This window comes from Cupriavidus sp. 30B13, assembly GCF_049059565.2.
Lineage (GTDB): Bacteria > Pseudomonadota > Gammaproteobacteria > Burkholderiales > Burkholderiaceae > Cupriavidus.
The window spans coordinates 3,193,717-3,212,916 of the sequence record NZ_CP188223.1; the positions used below are offsets into that span (position 1 = coordinate 3,193,717).

The window sequence follows — 19,200 nt, forward strand, 5'->3', positions numbered from 1 at the left end:
GTATTACACTTTTATGGCGACTTGGCACGGCGTAGACGAAGCCGGCCACCGTTCCGGCCGCGGGGGATGGCCAACCGCAAGCGAAACCGGCTAGGGTGCCAGCCGCAGATTCTCTACCTTGGCACCCAGTGGCACCAAAGATTTTCCACTGTAGTCGCCCAGACCGTAGGTACCTTTGAATCCCGGGCAAAGAGCCGTATTCGGAAGACCATCTACCAGCGGCCTTTCCAAAAGGGCAGGAAGTAGCCAATACGCCTTGCATCCGATCTTCGCGACCAGGGTTTCGGGATTTTCGACCTTGATGAACACATCGTATGGCGTGTGGGCCCTTACCCGGTCAAGCAGCCCCAGCGTGTCCGAAAGATCCACGGGCGAGCGCTCGCTCCTGGCAAGAAACGTCCGTTTGAGAATCGGTCCCTGCAACGCGAACGCCGAAACCGCCACCAATAACGTCACGTACGCGAAAGCTGCCGACGACGAAGCCATCGGCAGGAAACCGACGAGCAGCAGCGGAAGCACCACCACCAGCGCCAGGGAGACAGCGTCCGTTCCGATCCATCCCAGCTCCCTGAACAGCGCGGACAGCGCCAGCCCGGCCGCCGCCATCAACACCAATTGGCCCAGCCCGACCCGATCCGGCCCCGAGGCAAGCCTGGCCGCGAGGAACGGTAGCGCCACGACAACAGGAATGCTCGAAAAATAATAAGCCGAGCCACCAGGCACATACAACGTCAACGACAACGCCAAGGCCGGCACGAGCAGGGCAAACAGCACCTGAAATTCCGCGCCCTTTACGTAGGCAAGACCCTGACTGCGCATACCAGCGCCAAAGCATAACCAGACCGGCAGGAAATGCACGGCCAGGAAAAACCATAGCTTGTGCGCAAGGTCCGTGAACAGGGGGCCGCTGACAAAAGTCTCGACAAAATCGAACGGCTTGACGAACACGACTTTCTCCGCGCTGTTGGCTGCCGCCACGATGAGGAAGTACATCAACGCCGACGCCAGCAAGACCGTCACCCAGTAGGCCGCAGTGCGGAAACGGGTCAGCCCGAACAAGCCGAATACGCACAGGCCGATTACGCCCACGCTGCCCTTGGCGAGCCCGGCGCAGACCAGGAGCAGCAGCGCTACGGCCAGCGAGAAATGGAAGCCCATACCACGTTCCGCCTCGATGCAACGCACGAACGTGGACAGCGAAGCTGCCAGCAGCACCAGCGAAACAAGGTAGGACTCGGACGCAATGTAACTGTCCCACAGTGCGGAGATGGCGAAGGCCCGTACCGCGATGCTGGCAAGAAACAGCAGTGCGATACTCAGCAGCGCGCGCCAGAACGGCAGTTGTCGATTCAGCCTGCAAGCCAGTCCCGCCAGGGAGAAAGCGAGCAATAGCGGGCCCATGCCGATATAGAAGTAGGCATAGCTCGCCAGGGTTTCAAAGCCACTGAGCGCGGCCAGTCCGGCAAATATCTTGTGCGAAAGCGTGTGATATCCAATCGGAACCAGGCCGTTCAGGCCGAGGGAGGCAACGCCATAGTGACCATACATCGCCGCGATCGCGGCATGGAAATAGGAGTCCAGCGTGAGGCCGCCTGCCAGAAGCGCGCTTTTGTACTGATAGTCAATGTAAATGCCTGAGCCCAGCATCGTCACCATCAGCACCGGCAACGCGAGCAGCGAGCGGCCGCGAACCAGCCATCCACGACCGAACAGGAACACGCATCCGATGGCGCCGAGGATATAAAGCGGATAGCGCAACGCAGGTACCAGTGGCAGACAGATCAACAGCACGACCATGGCCAGTGCGGCCGTGCCAGCCTGCCGCATTGCGAGAACAAGCAGAACATACAGGCCGGTCAACACCCCGCAAGTCAGGAGTGTGCGAGCCACCGCCTGCCAGGTAACGGCATTGAAGGCTAGCCCCGCCAGTAGCGCAATGAATAGCGTCGAGCCAAGCAAGTAACACTGGATAATGCCCCAGATCTCCTGCTTGCTTCCCTCAAGGGACAACCTCGTATCCATCGATGCCCTTTGCTCGGCCCCGGCTCCGCCTGCTACCCGCCGGGAGACGCGTGCGAAAGGCAGGGATTGCGAATTGCCGGCGTGAAGCTCGTTCGCCGCACCGCGGCCCGATAGACACTTACCGGGCATGGCCCAGCCGGCCCATTTCGGCCGCCACCCCGCGCAGGTAGTCTCGATACTCACATGCGGGCATCCGTACCAGCAATGCCTCGAACTCCGCCATCGTGAGGAATCCGCGGACCAGCGCCGCCTCTTCGGGACATCCGATCTTGACGCCCTGGCGCCGCTCGATCGCTTCGATATAAGCCGATGCCTCCTGCAATGCCGTGCTGGTGCCTGCATCCAGCCATGCAAAACCACGGCTCAGGCGATGCACCCGGAGCGCTCCACGCCGCAAGTACTCGAGATTGACATCGGTGATCTCCAGCTCACCACGCGGCGACGGACCGATCGTTCTGGCGATCTCGACCGCCTGGTGATCATAGATATAGATGCCGGGAACCGCATAGGCGCTGCGGGGATGAGCAGGCTTTTCTTCGATGGAAACCGCGTTGCCAGCCCCGTCGAACTCAACTACGCCGTAGCGCTGGGGGTCCTTGACATGGTAAGCAAAGATCGTCGCTCCTCCCCGGAACGCTGCCATGGCGCGCGGAAAATCGTCGCCGCCGGAAAAAATATTGTCACCCAGCATCAATACGACGTCGCCGCCATCGACGAAGTCTTCGGCAATAAGGAATGCTTGCGCAATCCCCTCCGGCCTGGGTTGCGGCCGGTATTCGATACTCACGCCCCATTGCTTCCCATCGCCCAGCAAGTGCTCAAAGCGCGGCAGATCCTTCGGCGTGGAAATCAGGCAGAAATCGCGTATCCCCGCGGCCATGAGCACGGTCAGCGAATAGTAAATCATGGGCTTGTCGAAGACAGCCTGCAATTGCTTGCTGGATATCTGCGTCAGCGGATAAAGGCGAGAACCGGTGCCACCGGCAAGTATGATTGCTTTCATGACAAATTCCTGGCTGCATCCGACTCGATGCATACCACTCCACGGCCACACCGTGGCGACTCGGATGTTGCTACGCCTACGCCGCTACGAGACAATGGCAGCCACGGTCCTGAGGATAATGCGCAAGTCCAGCCACATCGACCGGTTCTGCACATACTCCACGCAATACCGCAACTTGGCCGGCATCACTTCCTCGACATAGGTGCGCTCCGGATTCGCGCTCTTGCCAAGCAGCGCATTCTCGTCCTTGTACTCGATCGAGGCCAGATCGGTAATGCCCGGCCTCACGCTCAGCACGGTCTCGCGCACATCGGCCGGATACAGCGCCACGTACTTGGGCACTTCCGGCCGCGGCCCGACCAAGCTCATCTCGCCGGTGAACACATCAATCAGTTGGGCCAGTTCGTCAAGCTTGTACTTGCGCAAGAATGCGCCGCTGGCAGTGATGCGGCGGTCCGCGCCGATCGTGATCAGCGGCCCCTTCCCTTCGCCCGACACGACCATGGTGCGGAACTTGTGGATGCGGAACGTGCGCCCGTGCAGCCCCACGCGCTCCTGGCGGAAGAACACCGGGCCAGGTGACTCGCGTTTGATGGCGACGGCAATGGCAGCGAACACCGGTGCCAGCACGAGCAGACCGGCCGCGCTGGCGACCAGATCGAAGAGCCTCTTGATCAGCATCAGTTGAACGCGCTCCGAACTGTACGGATGACGCGCTCGACGTCTTCGTCGCGCATGCGCGTATACAGTGGCAGCGTGAGCGTGCGCTCGTAGATACGCTGGCTGACCGGGAACATCCCGGGCGTGAGCTGATAGGTGTCGCGCCAGTATGGCTGCAGGTGCAGCGGAATATAGTGAACGCTGCAGCCTATGCCTTGCTTGAACAGGTAGTCGATCAGCGCATCGCGCGTGCGCGGCGCGCCTTCGGCGAGCTGGATTACGTAGAGATGCCAGGAATGGATGTCGCCTTCGGCGGCGTGCGGCGGCAGGACCAGCGGCAGGTCGGCCAGCGCCTCGTCATAGCGGGCTGCGATGGCGGCGCGGCGCCGGTGGAACGCCTGCGCTTTCTTCAGTTGATGGATGCCGATCGCGGAGGCGACGTCGGTCATGTTGTACTTGAAGCCGGGTGCCACGATCTCGTAGTACCAGCTCGGCGCGGTCGATACGAAACGGTCGAACGCATCGCGGCTGATGCCGTGCAGGCGCATGACCTTGGCGCGCTTGGCGATCTCCGGGTCGCGCGTGACCACCATGCCGCCTTCGCCAGTGGTGATGGTCTTGTTGGCGTAGAAGCTGAACACGGTGGCGTCGGTGTCGAGCGTGCCGACCAGCTTGCCGCCGCTGGTCGCGGGCAGCGAATGCGCTGCGTCTTCCACCACGCGCAAGCCGTGCTTCTTGGCGATCGCGATGATTTTTTCCATGTCCGCAGCGCGGCCGCCGAAGTGCACCGGCATGATGGCGCGCGTACGCGGCGTGATGGCCTGCTCGATCGCATCCGCGTCGATGCACAGTGTCTCGGCGCTGACATCGACAAATACCGGGTGGGCGCCGAGGTAGCGAATGACCTCGGCGGTGGCGGTAAAGGTATGCGTGGTCGTGATGACTTCGTCGCCAGGGCCCACGCCCACGGCTTCCAGCGCCAGATGCAGGCCGGCCGTGGCCGAGTTCACCGCGATGGACTCTACTCCGCCGCCCAGGAACGCCGAGAAATCGCTCTCGAACTGCTTGGTCTTCGGCCCCGTCGTCACCCAGCCGGAGCGCAGCGTTGCCACGACTTCCGCGATCTCTTCTTCGCCGATTTCCGGCTGTGCGAATGGAAGGAACTCTGTTTTCATAATAATGATATGCGCCTTCTTAAGTGCGCCCCAAAAAAAGAGAGCCGCAGCAATTAGATCAATCCAACAATATCAAAGATATAGAAAATCTACCATCAAATTAATTTTATAAACACTCGGCACAACCGCCCCAATCTTACATTTCTTTCCCCATAAGATCTGCGAGATGGTCTTTATCGAAATAGCTTCTCATTATCTCTTCGTTTCCAAGATAGCGCTTATCAAATGAGTCAACCGAACCCACTATCCTCGCAGGATTTCCAGCTACCACTGAAAAATCAGGAATATTTCCCTTAACCACACTCCCAGCCCCGACCACACAGCCTCGACCGATTTTTGCACCAGGAAGCACGATTGAACTGGCCGCGATAAATGTGTAATCTCCAATCTCGACGGGTTCCCGAACATAGCCAATTCGATCCTCAACAGGAGTAGCAAGAAAATCTTTTCCAAGCAGCCGTATCGCTACATGGCTACTGTGAGAAAAAATACCGACAAATGCACCTATCTGGACCCCCTCACCAATCGAAACTCCATTGCTTGCATCCACAATTGAATGATGCCAGATCCAACAGTGATCGCCTATGGACAAATTCATGGGACTCAAAATAGTAGCCGTCGAACTGATTCGAGTATACTTCCGGAATGCGCAATCCTTTTTGCAAAAATATCCATACGCCATGAATGGGCGAAACAGAGTCGCAAACCCATTCATCAGAAAAGATATAATGTAGCCAAGGGGCGAAATATATAATTTCTTTAGCATAAATTCTATTACGCGAAATTAATCAGAAAAATTATACACAAAGCAATTTCTCAAACCAACGATTCAGTAAATTTGACGAATGCATCATGCTGCATATATTGATCAAATTTCGGTGCCAAAGCAGCTGAATTTTCCTTACAAACAGCAAGTGATGCATGATCATCAACTAGCACCGCGATAGCCGTCGCAAGAGACTCTGCATCCCCAGGCACATATTGTTTACCAAGATGATGATCAGCAATCAGGCGCCCAATCTCTCGCTCCAGCGAATTCACAATAGCAATGCCAGCCGCCAAATAATCATAGAACTTTATTGGCATTGACACCGTAGAACGCGCCAGATACGTACTCAGGCCGATATCGCAATATTTGTATATCAAATTGAGATCCTCGGGATCCAGGCGCCCCAAGTAAACGATATTACCCGTTGGCAATTTACAGACTGACTCGAGCAGGCCGCGTTGAGGGCCATCACCAGCGAAGAGAAATTTCACCGATTTCCCGACAAGGCATTCTGCACGGGCAGCCTGGATAATTGACTCCATGTCATAGCCCGCGCCTAAGGTACCGGCATAGATTACCCAGACCTCGCCTGGTTTCTTGGCATCAAGGCCCAGCTTTTGAAGCACCTCGCCACTTTCACTATCTATTGCCGCGCGTACCCTCGCGACATCGACCCCCCAGTAGGAAACCGCGGAGGGTACCCCAGGTGCCGCGCGAACCCCAATTTCCCGATAGTCCTCAGAAACACCGACGATTCCAGTACACGAGCGGAGTATGGCCGCACGTCGCATGTACAACGGTGCCAGCAGTACACGCTCTAGACCCTGAAGAGGTCGTGGCAATATCATGGCAAAAACCTCCGGCCATATATCAATCACATCGGCTACCAACTCCGCACCGATACTGCGTGCCATCTCCACAATAAATTTGCCGTAGAAGATTGATGGCTCCGCCAAGACGATCAGATCAGCCTTGTCCTTGGGATCCAACCTCACATGCTGAGCCAAATTCCGTGCAAAATTTCGCTCGCTGCGGATGCGTGCCAGAGAAACATGGCCGCTGTACGCGGTCGTTGGCACAATGCGTACGTTAACACCATTCTCCAGTTGCCGCTCTTCATATCCATCGCCACGAAATGTCTTGGAGCGATGCTCGAAGTTCGAGAGCCACCAGGTCACCTCGTGGCCAGCGCGAGCATAGGCTTCCGCCAGCATTGCGCTGCGGTACTCGCGCCACGCTTCGCCGGGCAGGCTACCGTAGGGATTGACAATCCAGACTTTCATTTGATGAATCTCGCGATCAAGTAAATTAGGCCGAACTGGAACATGACGAAGGGAAACATCATCACGTCTGCGACAAAGAGTATCGGGCTTGCCAACAGCACACACATCAGCGCCGTCAGACATCCAAGAGAGAGTATTGAAGGTGCGCTACGATACCAGCATTTACTGAGGGCAGTCAGTACACCAAGGATAGCCCCTGTCAAAATAAGCATACCCCATCCACCCTGCAAATAAAAAGCACCCGGCAGGGAGGGAAAAGCTCCCGCAAGGAACCAATCGGTATTGGGAGTCTGGATGATATGCAACTTTGCCGCCAAGCCCAGTGCCGTGATGAAAACCACAGTTGCAAAATTGTTCTCATACCCATAATCAGCTATCGCAACTGTAGTTGCAAAGCTATGTGAAAAATAAGAAATGGACATTACCGATAAATTCAGCAAACTGGTCAGCATTGACCTCGGATCCATGTCTTCCAGCCACGTACTTGGAAACAGACCAAGATCCTGGAGAACGCCATAAGAATAATCCGTCACCGACACTCCGGCAGCATCCGCGCGCTGAAGAAAAATAAATACGAAATACAGTCCACTGATGGAAACGAGCCCCAATGTCAGCCACCGCGATCTTCGACTCATCGCTGGGCCGCCAGCACGGTTTCTTCTACCCATCAAAATTCTGGTGGCAATATAGAACAACAGTGTCAGGATCAGCGTCGACCTGCCGCCCGTTAGCACAGTATTCGCAAAGGCGAGAAACGCTGCGCTCACCCCATAAACAATGACCCGCCTACCGAGATTGGCGTACGGAAAAAGGACGATTGCAGCTATATAGCAGGAACTTAGCAAATATCCCAAGGCACTAGCCGGGGACGATATCGCGCCCTCCCGTTCGGCTCCGAGCTCCCGCCATTGCTCTCGGGCGACAGCGAGGCCCGCCGAGTAATCTATCCCCTGCACCACGATCTTGTCATAAGCTAACGCAGCAGTTCCAAATGCGGACAGGATCAATGCAATCAGTACAAGCCGGCGATCGATCGTCCACCCCGGCATATCGGCCGAGGCATCTGGCCAACGCTCTACAGCCAGATAGCCAAGGGTCACCGCCAGTACAAAGATCAACTGAATCACAAACCCCAATAGCACCGCCTCCCCCATTGGCCTTACAGGCAGAATCAACTGCAGCAACCAATAGAAGCACCATGCGACGAGGAAACTCTTTAGTATCTTCACGACAAGTTCATCGACAGACACGAAAAACAGTGGAGCACATTTGATCGACCTCTAACCGCAACTCGTTCATCAGGGACCGTCGAGGCGCGCCAATGATGGCGACGCGACTGCAGCGAGGAAACGATATCCACACCATCAGATTCATTTCCCCCTCCCAACACGCGATGCAGTAAAACCAAATGCGAATGACAAGAACGAAAGCATCAATGTCAGGAAGGACAATCTGAAGAGCATCGGAAACGAGGCAACACAACGAGCCACGACAAGCCAAACAGAGATTGCACCCAACAAGACCGCTCCCTGACTGATGAATAATAAACGTGTCCTTGCAGAAATGATCAGATAATTGGACCAGAAATCCGAAGCTCGAAAAGCTGCAGCAGCCAAAAACAGCGGTATATAGTCCATCACTTCCGCATACTGGCGGTAATGAGTATCAATTCCCCACTTGATGATATAGAATCCCGGAACAGCGCTCACAGCCAGGGCAGCAAATATTCCAAGCGATACCTTGCACGTTTGCAGGCGCACGGACTCGGGACCGTCGTAGTAGACGCGCGCGGCAAGCCCCGGAAAGAGGTTGGCATTGATGGTCGCCTGGAAAGTCGATGCCATCGAGAGTAGTGTCCAGCCAAAGGCAAACTGAGCAAAAACCCTTTTGTCCAATACGTCCACAGCAATCCAGCGGTCGACGTTCTGAATTAGAAAAGCAAGAATCACGCTGAACAGAAGACCGCTGGCAACGTGCCATTCCGAACTGCGGAGGTGGCGAACGGCCAGGCGTGGCAGCAGACTGAGTCCCAACGGGAAGCGCTGCCCTGCCCGTACGGATGCAATCACCGTTACGGCGGCTGTGAGCCCTAGTTCCGCCACAAGGACTGCCTCTGCGCTACCCCATTTCAAAGCCGCGCATAGTCCGGCGATGGAGACAACGCAGCTACGCACGAACAATGTGATGGCAAACTCGACCTGCCTCAGCCGACTCTTGCTTTCCGTGGAGATCACGCCGAAGAGTTGGTTGCTCAGGCCGTGGAATGTGGCAAGTGCCAAGAGCAATCCCGCCGCCCCGGCAAGTGACGCACCCGTCAGGCTCAGAATGATGAGGGGAACAGCGGAGGCAAGAGTCACGAGTGTGACCTTGCTCATCAACACCATGCCACGCATGACACGCCCAGCCACGAACAATCGCGGCATATCCCGTTGCATCAGCAAATAGAGACCAAATGCGTTGACCATCCCGAGCGATGCGGAAATCAGCAGGCCGACGCTAAGAGTCCCGAATTGCTCGACATCGAGCACTTTGGCATACGCGAACATGCGGCACATCATCAGAATGGCCGCAAATCCGTTTAGGCAGGTGGTTACAAGATTTCTCTTATGGCTCATCGGTTATCGCGCTGTCGCCTCTCTCCACAAGGCCGTGCTCAAATCGGGTAACTTGTACCCCCAGGACGATTCTGCGGCCTTGAGGTATTCGGGTACGACGGGACACCCCCCAACTTGCCGTGGGCTAATTTCCGCGATACGGCACTCTGGCTCCTGACCGCGCCAAAAGCCGGGGACGGGGCAAACTGGTTAGCACCACTAAGGATACGAGGCAATCTCGTCGCACTTTTGTGCCCGGACTCTTCCGGTCCGCATTATCTATCGCCGATCGGCATGCGCTCGCGGATTGCATCCAGGTAACGAAACACGCCGCGACGATGCACGGCACGGTAAGTCTGCGGAATCGGTTTCTGCGCCTCGCGCAGTTCTTCCCAGCGCCGCTCATGCAACAGCTTCAGCACGCGGTCCTCGCCGATGGTATCCGAGGCGACTTCCGCATCGTCCGCCTCGATATGGCGGGTGCGCAGCAGGCGCTCGAGCCGCGTAGCATCCGGTTCCGGATTGTACGCATACTGTGTGGTCGTCCTGGCGCGGATGTCGTCCACGTACTGGTTGAAGCGAAAATTGAACGTGTAGGCAAAGCGCAGCACCTGCCGCGCGATCTCGTCCGGGTCTTGCCGGCCGACCATGGCCAGGTTGGGCGCATCGTCGGGACCATAGAGCTGGATCTGGAAGCCGGCCGTCTGGTAGATCGACGTACCGAGGGCGATGACCTGCTTGCCCAGCGCGCCAGCTTCGAACGCGGCGCTGCCGCCGTTGACTACCACGGCATCGGCCTGGGCGATCAGGCCCAGCGTGTTCGCCCGCTCCTTGCTGCCGATGATGTGCACGCCGCGCCGCTGCGCCCACTCGGTATACATACGCTCGGCAAGGCTGCCATCCCGCAGGCCGATCTTCTCTCCCCAGTTCGGGTGGCAGCGCAGGATGCAACTGGCCGGATCCACTTCGAGATGGTCGAACAGGAAGTCCAGCGCGGCGATCTGGTTTGGCCACCTGGTACGCCAGTCAGGATGCCCGTCGAACTCATTCAGGCTGCTGGGCGTGATCAGCAGCTTCAGGCCGTTGCGCTGCACCGGCCACGCGAGGTCCTCGGCATTGCGGTTGTAGGCACGCCATTCCAGCGTATTGGTGCGCAGGAAGCGGGCCGCGAGCAGCGAAGCCACGATGCGCGCCTGCGGCTCGGTAAGCGGCTTGTCCTTGTACGCGGCGACCACGCGGCCCACCTCATCGAGGGCCAGGCAATTCTGATCCGGAATCAGCAGGAGCCCGTCGCCGAACCAGGTGCGTTCCACCGAGATGAACGGAATGCCCTTGGCCTTGGCCGCTTCGAGCAACGCGCGCGGACCTTCCATGCGGCCGTTGAAGCAGATGATCCCGTCGAGCTTGCGCTCCTCGATCCAGCGGCTGGCCGCGGCGAAGGCCTCGGCCGAACCGGTGGCAAGCCGCTGGTGCAGCGCATGAAACTCCCCGGTCTGCTTGTCGGACTGGCTTTCGGTACGCAGGATGGTGCAGGCCCCGGAGAAGCCCCACTGCTGCGCGGAGTCCGCCGCGGCGGCGGCACCCGCGGGATCGCGATAGCGGCGCATCGAGTCGACCCCCGGCGCAAAGGAGCGAATCCCGCCCATGGTGCACTTCAGGCATTCCTTGGTGGCACTCGAATCGTCGCGCAGCTCGCGCGTGTAGCACTCCGACAGCGCGCTGTCGCAACTCAGATAGAACACCTCGTGCCCGCGCGCCTTCATCATCGACGAGAGGAAGTAGACGTGCTCGACGTGCGGGCGATAAGCGTAAATTGTGGCGAAACCGAGACGCATATAGTAATAGTTATGGGGCAAACGAGACAGCCGCGGCGAGACGGCGACGTGCCGGACTCAAGCGAGCAGGTCCCAGGCAAGCGGCGTCCCGCGGCTGATATCCCGCTTCACGGCGCGGCCAAGTACCTGGTCGAGGTGCCGCGGCGCGAGACCGAAGCCCGGGCGGATGGCGCGCACGCTGGACGCGTCGAGTACGTCGCCGGCCTTGAGATCGCGCGTGATGTAAAGCGAGCGGCGGAACACCAGCGACTTCTGCTCCGCTTCGGTGGGGCCGTAGCTGACGCTGCCAAGGCTTTGCCACGCGCGGCGCGTTTCCACCACCAGCGACTTGAACTCGGCAGGCTCGAGCGAGAACGTCGAATCCACGCCACCGTCGGCACGGTCCAGCGTGAAGTGCTTCTCGATCACGGTGGCGCCCATGGCGATGCTCGCTACCGACACGCCCACGCCCATGGTGTGGTCCGACAGGCCCACCTCGCAGCCGAACAGCTCTCGCATATGGGGAATGGTGCGGATATTGGTATTCTCGGGCGAGGCCGGATACGTGCTGGTGCACTTCAGCAGGATCAGGTCCTTGCAGCCCGCTTCGCGCGCCGCGCGCACGCTCAGGTCCAGCTCGGCAATGCTGGCCATGCCGATAGAGATGATCATCGGCTTGCCGGTCCGCGCCACCTTGCGGATCAGCGGAATGTCGGTGTTCTCGAACGACGCGATCTTGTAGACGGCGGCGTCGAGCCCTTCGAGAAAGTCGACCGCGCTGTCGTCGAACGGCGTGCTGAACGGAATCATGCCGTGCCCGCGCGCGCGCTCGAAGATCGCCTTGTGCCATTCCCAGGGCGTGTGCGCCTCATGGTACAGCTCGTAGAGTGACTTGCCCTTCCACAGACTCTTGGGATCCGAGATGAAGAACTCGCGCTCGCGGATATCCAGGGTCATGGTATCGGCCGTGTAGGTCTGGATCTTCAGCGCATGCGCGCCAGACGCAGCCGCGGCGTCGACGATTTCCAGGGCGCGGTCGAGCGACTGGTTATGGTTGCCGGACATTTCCGCGATCAGGAATGGCTCATGCTCGCGGCCGACGAGGCGTCCGCCGATATTGATCGTCATTTCGATGCTCCTTCGGGCGAGAAACACAGCGCGCGCAGCGCCTGCCGGTCACTCTCCCATTGATGACTGAATTTGGCGAAGCAGAGGATGTCCTCGCGCCGGCCTTGTTTCACATAGTGCTCGACGAGGCGGCCCTCTTCCCTGAAACCGAGCTTGCGATGCAGGCCCACCGACCCCTGGTTGAAGGCGAACGCTTCCGAGGCCAGCTTGTACATGCCCAGCGTATCGAACGCGTGGGCCAGCGACAGGTAAGCGAGCGCCGAACCGGTGCCTTTGGGCAGATTCTGCTCGCCCAGGTAGAAGCCCCAGGTGCAGCGTTGGTGTTCGCGGGTGATGCCGGTAAACGAACTGAAGCCGGCCGGCACGCCTCGCAGGGCGAACACCATGAACGACGCGTTCGGATGCTGCAGCGCCGAGGCGAACCAGCGCTCATGCTCCTCGGGCCTGATCAGGTGGTCCGTATACATATTGCTGCGCACCGGGTCGCTGTTGCGCCAGGCCAGCAGGATGTCTTTGTCGCCGAGGCGGATCGGACGCAGCTCGCAGTCGTCGAATCTATGCATGGGGCATGCCTTCGCAGATCAGGTCGGCCGCGGTCCGGGAACGGCGCCGGGTCAGTTCGCGGGCGCGCCGGGACAAGGCCATGCGGCCAGCCGTGTCGGCGCTCAGTGCCGCCACCGCACGGCCCACGGCTTCCGGCGTGACCGCCGCGACATCGCCCAGATTGACGATATAGCCTGCCGCCGCCAGGTCGGCGGCCGACCTGCGCTGGTTATCGGCCAGCACAATGGCAATCGTCGGCAAGCCGAGGAAACAGCGCTCCCAGGTGGCCGAGCCGCAGGCGCCGATGGCCAAGTCGGCCTGCGCCATCAACTCAGCCATATTGTCCACTTGTACATGGAGGCGGGCGTTCGGCGTGCCGCCGCACAAGGCCCGCACCTGCTCGCGGTGCGGAGCGGACGCGCCCAGCACCACGTCGATGGCGACACCGGCGCGGGCCGCGTCTTGCAGGCCGAGCAGCGCGATGCCGGTGGCGTTGTCCTGGTCCATCCCGCCCATGAAGAGCAGGATGCGCCTGACGGGGCCCGCTTCCCGGCTCAGCGTGCCGGCCGCGGCGGCGAATTCCGGCCGTAGCAGGGCATAGCCGGGACCCAGCAGGCAGGTACAGTGCGGTGGCACCAGCCCGGCGTAGCGCCGGTCCATGTCGCTGTAGTAATTCTGGTCGAACAGGAGGTCGCAATCGTGGCGCCGATCGGCCACGTCGTCGATGGCCATGATGCGCGGCGCATGGCGGCGCATCGCCTGCTCCCAGCGCCAGTCGATGCCGTAGTGGTCGACCACCAGCCAGTCTGGCGACCAGCCCGCCAGCGCCGCCGAACTCTGCGCGAGATCCTCTTCCCAGCGCACGCCCAGCCACGCGCTGTGGGCCAAGTCGCCGGCCGGCGCCGCCGGCACGGCCGGAGGCAGCACGTGGCACGGGTAGCCGCGCTGTACGAGCAACGCCTGGGCACCGCCTTGGTGGGCGCGGCTGATGAAACGCACGTCGGCGCCGCGCGCGCGCAAGGCATCGGCCAGCGTCAGGCAACGCATGACGTGGCCCGACCCGATCTGCACGGAAGCGTCGGCGCGAATCGCAACCCTCATGGCAATCAGCGCACCTTGAACAGCGGCTCGAGCGGGGCGCACTTCAGCATCTGCTCGATGCCGCCGTCGCGCACCGCCTGGACCAGCATCGGCAGGGTATGGTCATAGGCCGAGAACAGCTTGGCGATGTCCGTGTCGGTATGCTTGTAGCCCATGTTGTGCGTGCCGAAGGTCAGGATGCCCTGGGCCAGCATCTCCTGCATGAACAGGGTCTTCAGGTGCCACATCGGGTAGCGCGCGGTGTCCTTGATCAGCAGGAAGCTCCAGCTCGGATGCCCGGAAACCGAGAGAAAATCGTCCGCGCCGAGCGCGGCGATGCGCTGGCGCAGGCCGTCGATCACCACCTGCCCCTGGCTAACCAGGGTGGCGGTGACAGGCTCGCGCTCGAGCTTCTTCATGGTGGCCAGCGCTGCCGCCAGCGACAGCGTTTCGCCGCCGAACGTAAACGAGAAGAAGATCTCCTCCATGAGCTGCATGACATCGGCCCGGCCCGCGACGGCGGAAACCGGATAGCCGTTGGCCAGGCCCTTGCCGAAGGTAGCCAGGTCGGGGGTCACGCCGAACAATTGCTGGGCGCCGCCGTTGGCATAGCGGAAGCCCGTGATGGTTTCGTCGAACACCAGCAGCGCGCCGTGCTTGTGCGCCAGTTCCTTGACCGCCTGCAGAAAGCCGGGAGCCGGCTCGACCACGTTCATCGGTTCGAGGATGACGGCGGCAACCTGATCCGGGTGCGCCTTGAAGATGGCGTCGAGACTGGCAATATCGTTGTATGCCCAGGCATGCGACAGGTCGCGCGTGGCCTGCGGCACGCCGCGGTTGCGCGCGGTGGTACCGATATACCAGTCCTGCCAGCCGTGATAGCCGCACACCGCCACGTGATCGCGGCCGGTGAAGGCGCGCGCTACGCGCACCGCGCCGGCGGTGGCATCGGAACCGTTCTTGCCGAAGCGGACCTTTTCCGCGCAGGGGACCATCGACACCAGTTGCTCGGCGACTTCCATCTCGAGGCGGTGCGGCAGCGAGAAGATGATGCCGTCCTCCAGCTGGGCCCTGACCGCGGCATCGACGTCGGGATCGCTGTAGCCCAGCGTCAGTGCGCACAGGCCGCTGATCATGTCGACGTACTCGTTGCCGTCGACATCCCACACGTGGCTGCCACGGCCGCGCTCGATGAAATACGGCGACACGCCGAACGGGTATTGCGTGCGGCTCTTGCTGAACGTCTGCGAGCCGAGCGGAATCGTGCGCAAGGCGCGTTCGAGCAGGGCTTCGGACTGTTGGTAGCGTTGCGACATGATGTTCACACCCTTCGAGGTAGTTGGTCGTCTTGCACAAGAGATTTGAGATAGCCTGCGTTGCGGACCTGGCCAGAGTTGATCTCCAGCAGCTCCGGCCGCTGCGCCATCAGGCGCAACACGTCGGCCATCAGGAAGGCGGGGTTGTCGCCGTACAGCGCCTGATAGACGGCCTCGACGAACATCAGGTCGGAGGGCTCGTCCACGGTCCACCGCAGCGACGAAAGATCCTTTTCGCGCGTGAGGCCGCCCAGCCGGAAGCGCTCCGGATGCTGGTAGATGAACGAAGTCACATGCTCGCGCTGCGAGGGCAGGCTGGCTTCGCGCCAGATCGTCTCGAGCACGCTGAAGCGGAATACCTCCACATCCAGCCCGTCCGGATAGGTGGGCGGCAGAACGTTGCTGGCGTAGTCGTAGCCGCCCTCGAGATAGAAATCGATCACGGCATCGATGACCTCCGGATCAGCCAGCGGGCAATCGGCCGTCAGCCGCACCACGTGTTCCGGCCGGATATCCCTCACTGCCGAGTAGAAGCGGTCCAGCACATCGTCGAGGCTGCCGCGGAACACCTCGACGCCGGCCGCGGCGCAGCAGGCCGCAAGCGCGTCATCGGAGGGGCTGTCGCTGGTGACCACCATCAGGCGGCCGATGTTGCGGGCGCGCCGCAGGCGTTCGATCTGGCGCAGGATCATCGGCTCGCCGAGCAGCGGCTTCAGGACTTTGCCCGGCAAGCGCGTCGAGCTCGTGCGCGCCTGCAGCAGTGCCATCACGGTCATGGGTGCTCCTTCTTCAGCGCGGGCCAGTTCGACGGTGTGACGGCCGCCGACGGCGCCATATTGCATTCTGCGAAATCGAGAGAGAGACAGGCCGCGCTACGCTCCCAGGCCGAGGCTATCTGCTCGAGCTGGCCCTGGTCGAGCACGCCGACCACGACGTGGTCGATCGCGCCTTGCTGGCGCAGGAACGCAAGGCTGCCTTCGAGCTGGCTCGCGCCGGCCTCCCTGCATATTGCCTGGAAGCGGCCAAAGCCGGGCGCCAGCGCATGCAGGAATGCCGGCAACTGCTGGGACAGCAGGATGCCTTGCAGGAATGCCGAGCGCGTGTGGATCTCCACGCCGGCAGCCTTGAGGCGCTGCAGTTCGCCGGAACCGGTGAAGGACTGGTCCAGGACATTGAGCGGCAACTGCACGGCATCGATGCCGAAATGCTGTGTCGCGGCGCGCGCCTCTTCGACGCTGTAGACCGATACGCCGAGACGCTCGACCAGCCCTTGCGCCTTGAGCGCGTGCAGCGCGGCGTACAGTTCCTGCCCGCCTTCGCCCAGCAGGTCGCCCGCGTGATGCACCAGCAGGCCATCCAGGCGGCCAACGCCGAGATTGCGCAGGGAATCGTGCACGCCCTGCACCACGCGCCGGACCGCGGTGGCATCCGCCGCCGCCCCGCCGAGCGGCAACGTCTTGGTATAGAGCCGGAACGCGTGCGCCTCGCCTGCGCAGCGGCCCAGCACGCTTTCACTCTGCCCGTATGCCGCCGCCGTGTCGAGCACCGCCAGCCCAAGCTCGCGGGCCCGGCGCAGGATGCGTACCACCTCGTCTTCGGAAACTTGTCCCGCGGTATTCGTGATGCCGTAGGGCAATCCGAACTGCACGGTTCCCAGTGCCAGCTTCATGCAAGGATCCCGCGCAGGGTGGAGGCAACGTATTCCTGCTGCTGGTCACTCAGCCCCGGGAACATCGGCAGGCTGATCGCGCCGGCGTAGTACGCCTCGGCCCTGGGAAAATCGCCCGGCTTGAAGCCAAGTTCGCGATAGTACGGCTGCGTATGGACCGGGATGTAGTGCACGTTGACGTGGATGCCGGCGGCCCGCAGCGCGTCGAACACGGCCTTGCGGCGCGCGGCATCGTGCAGCACGACGGGATACAGGTGCAGGCCGGACAAGCCGTCGGGATGCTGGTAGGGTACCGTCAGCGCCGCTCCGGCCAGCAGTTCGCCATAGCGGTGCGCGATCTGGTGGCGCCGTGCCACGAAGGCGTCGAGACGATGCATCTGGCTGACGCCGAGCGCCGCCTGCATGTCGGTCATGCGGTAGTTGTAGCCCAGCGCGATCTGCTGGTAGTACCACGCGCCGTCGGCCGGCCCTGTCATCTCGGACTGGTCGCGCGTGATGCCGTGCGAACGCGCCTTGCGCATCGCTTCGGCCAGATCGGCGCGGCGGGTCACGCACAGGCCGCCTTCGGCCGTCGTGATGACCTTGACCGGGTGGAAGCTGAAAACGGTGATGTCGGCGTAGTCGCCGCATCCGATCGGCTTGCCCAGGTAGCGCCCGCCGATGGCGTGGGAAGCATCCTCGATGATGGCGAAGCCATACCGGTCGCCAAGCGCGCGAATGGCCTTCATGTCGCAGGACTGGCCGGCGAATGCCACCGGAATCACCGCCTTGGGCAACGCATTGCGCGCCGCGGCCTCCTCGAGCTTGGCGGCGAGCGCATCGGCACACATATTGTAGGTACGCGCATCGATATCGACGAAGTCGACGCAGGCGCCGCAGTAGCGCGCGCAGTTGGCCGACGCGACAAAGGTATTCGGCGTCGTCCAGACCGTGTCGCCGGGTCCTACGCCAAGCGCCATGCAGGCGATGTGCAGGGCGGAAGTCGCGCTGTTGACGGCAACCGCGTGCCCACCGCCGACATAGGCCGCGACGGCGGCCTCGAAGGCCGGCACCGCCGGGCCCTGTGTCAGGAAATCGGACTTCAGGACGGCTACCACCGCCTCGATGTCTTCCGCCGAGATGTCTTGCCGGCCGTAGGGAATCATGCCATCGCCTTGGCGTTGAATTCGCGGATTTCCTCCGGAGAGAGGAAATGCGGGTTGTTGCCGGAGTTGTACTCGAAGCCCTGGCTGACGCGCGTGCCGGTCTCGCCCAGTGCATTGACCGTGTAGTCGATGTCCGAGTGGTGGAACTTGATGGTCGGGCGCAGGACGTAATGGTCCTCGAATTCGAGCGTCAGGTGGGAGTCGTCGGCGGGACACATGATCTCGTGCAGCTTCTCGCCGGGGCGGATGCCGATCACGCGGGTGGCCACGCCCGGCGCGACCGCTTCCGCCAGGTCGGTAATGCGGATCGACGGAATCTTCGGCACGAAGATCTCGCCGCCGTGCATGCGCTCGAAATTCTTCAGCACGAAATCGACGCCGTCCTGCAGGCTGATCCAGAAGCGGGTCATGTCGGCGTGCGTGATCGGAAGTTCCTTCTCGCCCCTGGCCAGCAGTTGCTCGAAGAACGGGACCACCGAGCCGCGCGAGCCGACCACGTTGCCGTAGCGCACCACAGCGAACGAGGTCTGGTTGGCGCCGACCATATTGTTGGCCGCGACGAACAGCTTGTCCGATGCCAGCTTGGTCGCGCCGTAGAGATTGATCGGGTTGGCTGCCTTGTCGGTCGACAGGGCAATCACCTTGTGGACGTTATTGGCGATCGCTGCGTTGATGACGTTCTCGGCGCCGTGGATATTGGTCTTGATGCACTCGAGCGGGTTGTATTCCGCGGCCGGTACCTGCTTGAGCGCGGCGGCATGGATGACGTAGTCGATCCCGCGCATGGCCTGCGAAAGGCGCTCGCCGTCACGCACGTCGCCGATGAAGTAGCGCATCGGCGGCGCGTCGATCTCTTGCTGCATCTCGAACTGCTTGAGCTCGTCGCGCGAGTAAATCACCAGGCGCTTGGGCTTGTAGCGGCGCAGAATGGTGCGCGCGTACTTCTTGCCGAACGAGCCCGTACCGCCCGTGATCAAAATAGACTTGTTATCAAACATT

General features: G+C 61.0%; 17 protein-coding genes. All 17 read right to left on the minus strand.

Going from position 1 to position 19,200, the window contains the following annotated elements; genetic code table 11:
• Positions 1-90 precede the first annotated feature (90 nt).
• The 17 genes from ACKI2N_RS14725 to pseB all read right to left on the minus strand — a co-directional run bounded on the left by ACKI2N_RS14725 (position 91) and on the right by pseB (position 19,199).
• Entirely contained in the window at positions 91-2,022 is a 1,932-nt protein-coding gene (locus ACKI2N_RS14725; RefSeq protein ID WP_420993390.1) for a hypothetical protein, read from the minus strand.
• Positions 2,023-2,140: 118 nt separating this feature from the next.
• Positions 2,141-3,025 carry a glucose-1-phosphate thymidylyltransferase RfbA gene (rfbA, locus tag ACKI2N_RS14730; RefSeq protein WP_420993391.1) on the minus strand — a complete coding sequence of 295 codons (885 nt, stop codon included), beginning with the start codon at positions 3,023-3,025 and terminating at the stop codon, positions 2,141-2,143.
• Between the two features lie 84 nt (positions 3,026-3,109).
• Positions 3,110-3,706 (minus strand): sugar transferase, encoded by a 597-nt coding sequence (locus ACKI2N_RS14735; RefSeq protein WP_420993392.1) that lies wholly within the window; start codon positions 3,704-3,706, stop codon positions 3,110-3,112.
• On the minus strand, positions 3,706-4,860 hold the full coding sequence (locus ACKI2N_RS14740; protein WP_420993393.1) for a DegT/DnrJ/EryC1/StrS family aminotransferase: 1,155 nt from the start codon (positions 4,858-4,860) through the stop codon (positions 3,706-3,708). Before ACKI2N_RS14740 ends, ACKI2N_RS14735 begins: the two co-directional genes overlap by 1 nt.
• Before the next feature lie 136 nt (positions 4,861-4,996).
• On the minus strand, positions 4,997-5,458 hold the full coding sequence (locus ACKI2N_RS14745; RefSeq protein WP_420993394.1) for an acyltransferase: 462 nt from the start codon (positions 5,456-5,458) through the stop codon (positions 4,997-4,999).
• Between the two features lie 218 nt (positions 5,459-5,676).
• Positions 5,677-6,912: a glycosyltransferase family 4 protein gene (locus ACKI2N_RS14750; protein ID WP_420993395.1), complete on the minus strand. Its 1,236-nt coding sequence runs from the start codon at positions 6,910-6,912 to the stop codon at positions 5,677-5,679.
• Positions 6,909-8,141 (minus strand): oligosaccharide repeat unit polymerase, encoded by a 1,233-nt coding sequence (locus tag ACKI2N_RS14755; protein ID WP_420993396.1) that lies wholly within the window; start codon positions 8,139-8,141, stop codon positions 6,909-6,911. Before ACKI2N_RS14755 ends, ACKI2N_RS14750 begins: the two co-directional genes overlap by 4 nt.
• Before the next feature lie 141 nt (positions 8,142-8,282).
• Positions 8,283-9,527, minus strand: coding sequence for a hypothetical protein (locus ACKI2N_RS14760; RefSeq protein ID WP_420993397.1), 1,245 nt, complete (start codon positions 9,525-9,527; stop codon positions 8,283-8,285).
• A gap of 254 nt (positions 9,528-9,781) precedes the next feature.
• Positions 9,782-11,341: a hypothetical protein gene (locus ACKI2N_RS14765; RefSeq protein WP_420993398.1), complete on the minus strand. Its 1,560-nt coding sequence runs from the start codon at positions 11,339-11,341 to the stop codon at positions 9,782-9,784.
• A gap of 57 nt (positions 11,342-11,398) precedes the next feature.
• A complete protein-coding gene (gene pseI, locus ACKI2N_RS14770) occupies positions 11,399-12,448 on the minus strand; it encodes a pseudaminic acid synthase (RefSeq protein WP_420993399.1) in 1,050 nt (349 codons plus the stop codon).
• Positions 12,445-13,011 carry a UDP-4-amino-4,6-dideoxy-N-acetyl-beta-L-altrosamine N-acetyltransferase gene (gene pseH, locus ACKI2N_RS14775; protein WP_420993400.1) on the minus strand — a complete coding sequence of 189 codons (567 nt, stop codon included), beginning with the start codon at positions 13,009-13,011 and terminating at the stop codon, positions 12,445-12,447. Before pseH ends, pseI begins: the two co-directional genes overlap by 4 nt.
• Positions 13,004-14,134: a UDP-2,4-diacetamido-2,4,6-trideoxy-beta-L-altropyranose hydrolase gene (gene pseG, locus ACKI2N_RS14780; RefSeq protein ID WP_420993401.1), complete on the minus strand. Its 1,131-nt coding sequence runs from the start codon at positions 14,132-14,134 to the stop codon at positions 13,004-13,006. The genes pseH and pseG overlap by 8 nt, the downstream gene beginning before the upstream one ends.
• Complete coding sequence (locus ACKI2N_RS14785) at positions 14,098-15,387, minus strand: aminotransferase class III-fold pyridoxal phosphate-dependent enzyme (RefSeq protein WP_420993402.1); 1,290 nt, start codon at positions 15,385-15,387, stop codon at positions 14,098-14,100. Before ACKI2N_RS14785 ends, pseG begins: the two co-directional genes overlap by 37 nt.
• Positions 15,388-15,392: 5 nt before the next feature.
• Positions 15,393-16,163, minus strand: coding sequence for a cytidylyltransferase domain-containing protein (locus ACKI2N_RS14790; protein WP_420993403.1), 771 nt, complete (start codon positions 16,161-16,163; stop codon positions 15,393-15,395).
• Positions 16,160-17,056, minus strand: coding sequence for an aldo/keto reductase (locus ACKI2N_RS14795; protein WP_420993404.1), 897 nt, complete (start codon positions 17,054-17,056; stop codon positions 16,160-16,162). Before ACKI2N_RS14795 ends, ACKI2N_RS14790 begins: the two co-directional genes overlap by 4 nt.
• The gene (gene pseC, locus ACKI2N_RS14800; RefSeq protein WP_420993405.1) at positions 17,053-18,201 is read right to left on the minus strand and encodes a UDP-4-amino-4,6-dideoxy-N-acetyl-beta-L-altrosamine transaminase; all 1,149 of its coding nucleotides are present in this window, start codon (positions 18,199-18,201) and stop codon (positions 17,053-17,055) included. Before pseC ends, ACKI2N_RS14795 begins: the two co-directional genes overlap by 4 nt.
• Positions 18,198-19,199 (minus strand): UDP-N-acetylglucosamine 4,6-dehydratase (inverting), encoded by a 1,002-nt coding sequence (gene pseB / locus ACKI2N_RS14805; RefSeq protein WP_420993406.1) that lies wholly within the window; start codon positions 19,197-19,199, stop codon positions 18,198-18,200. Before pseB ends, pseC begins: the two co-directional genes overlap by 4 nt.
• Position 19,200: the final 1 nt, after the last annotated feature.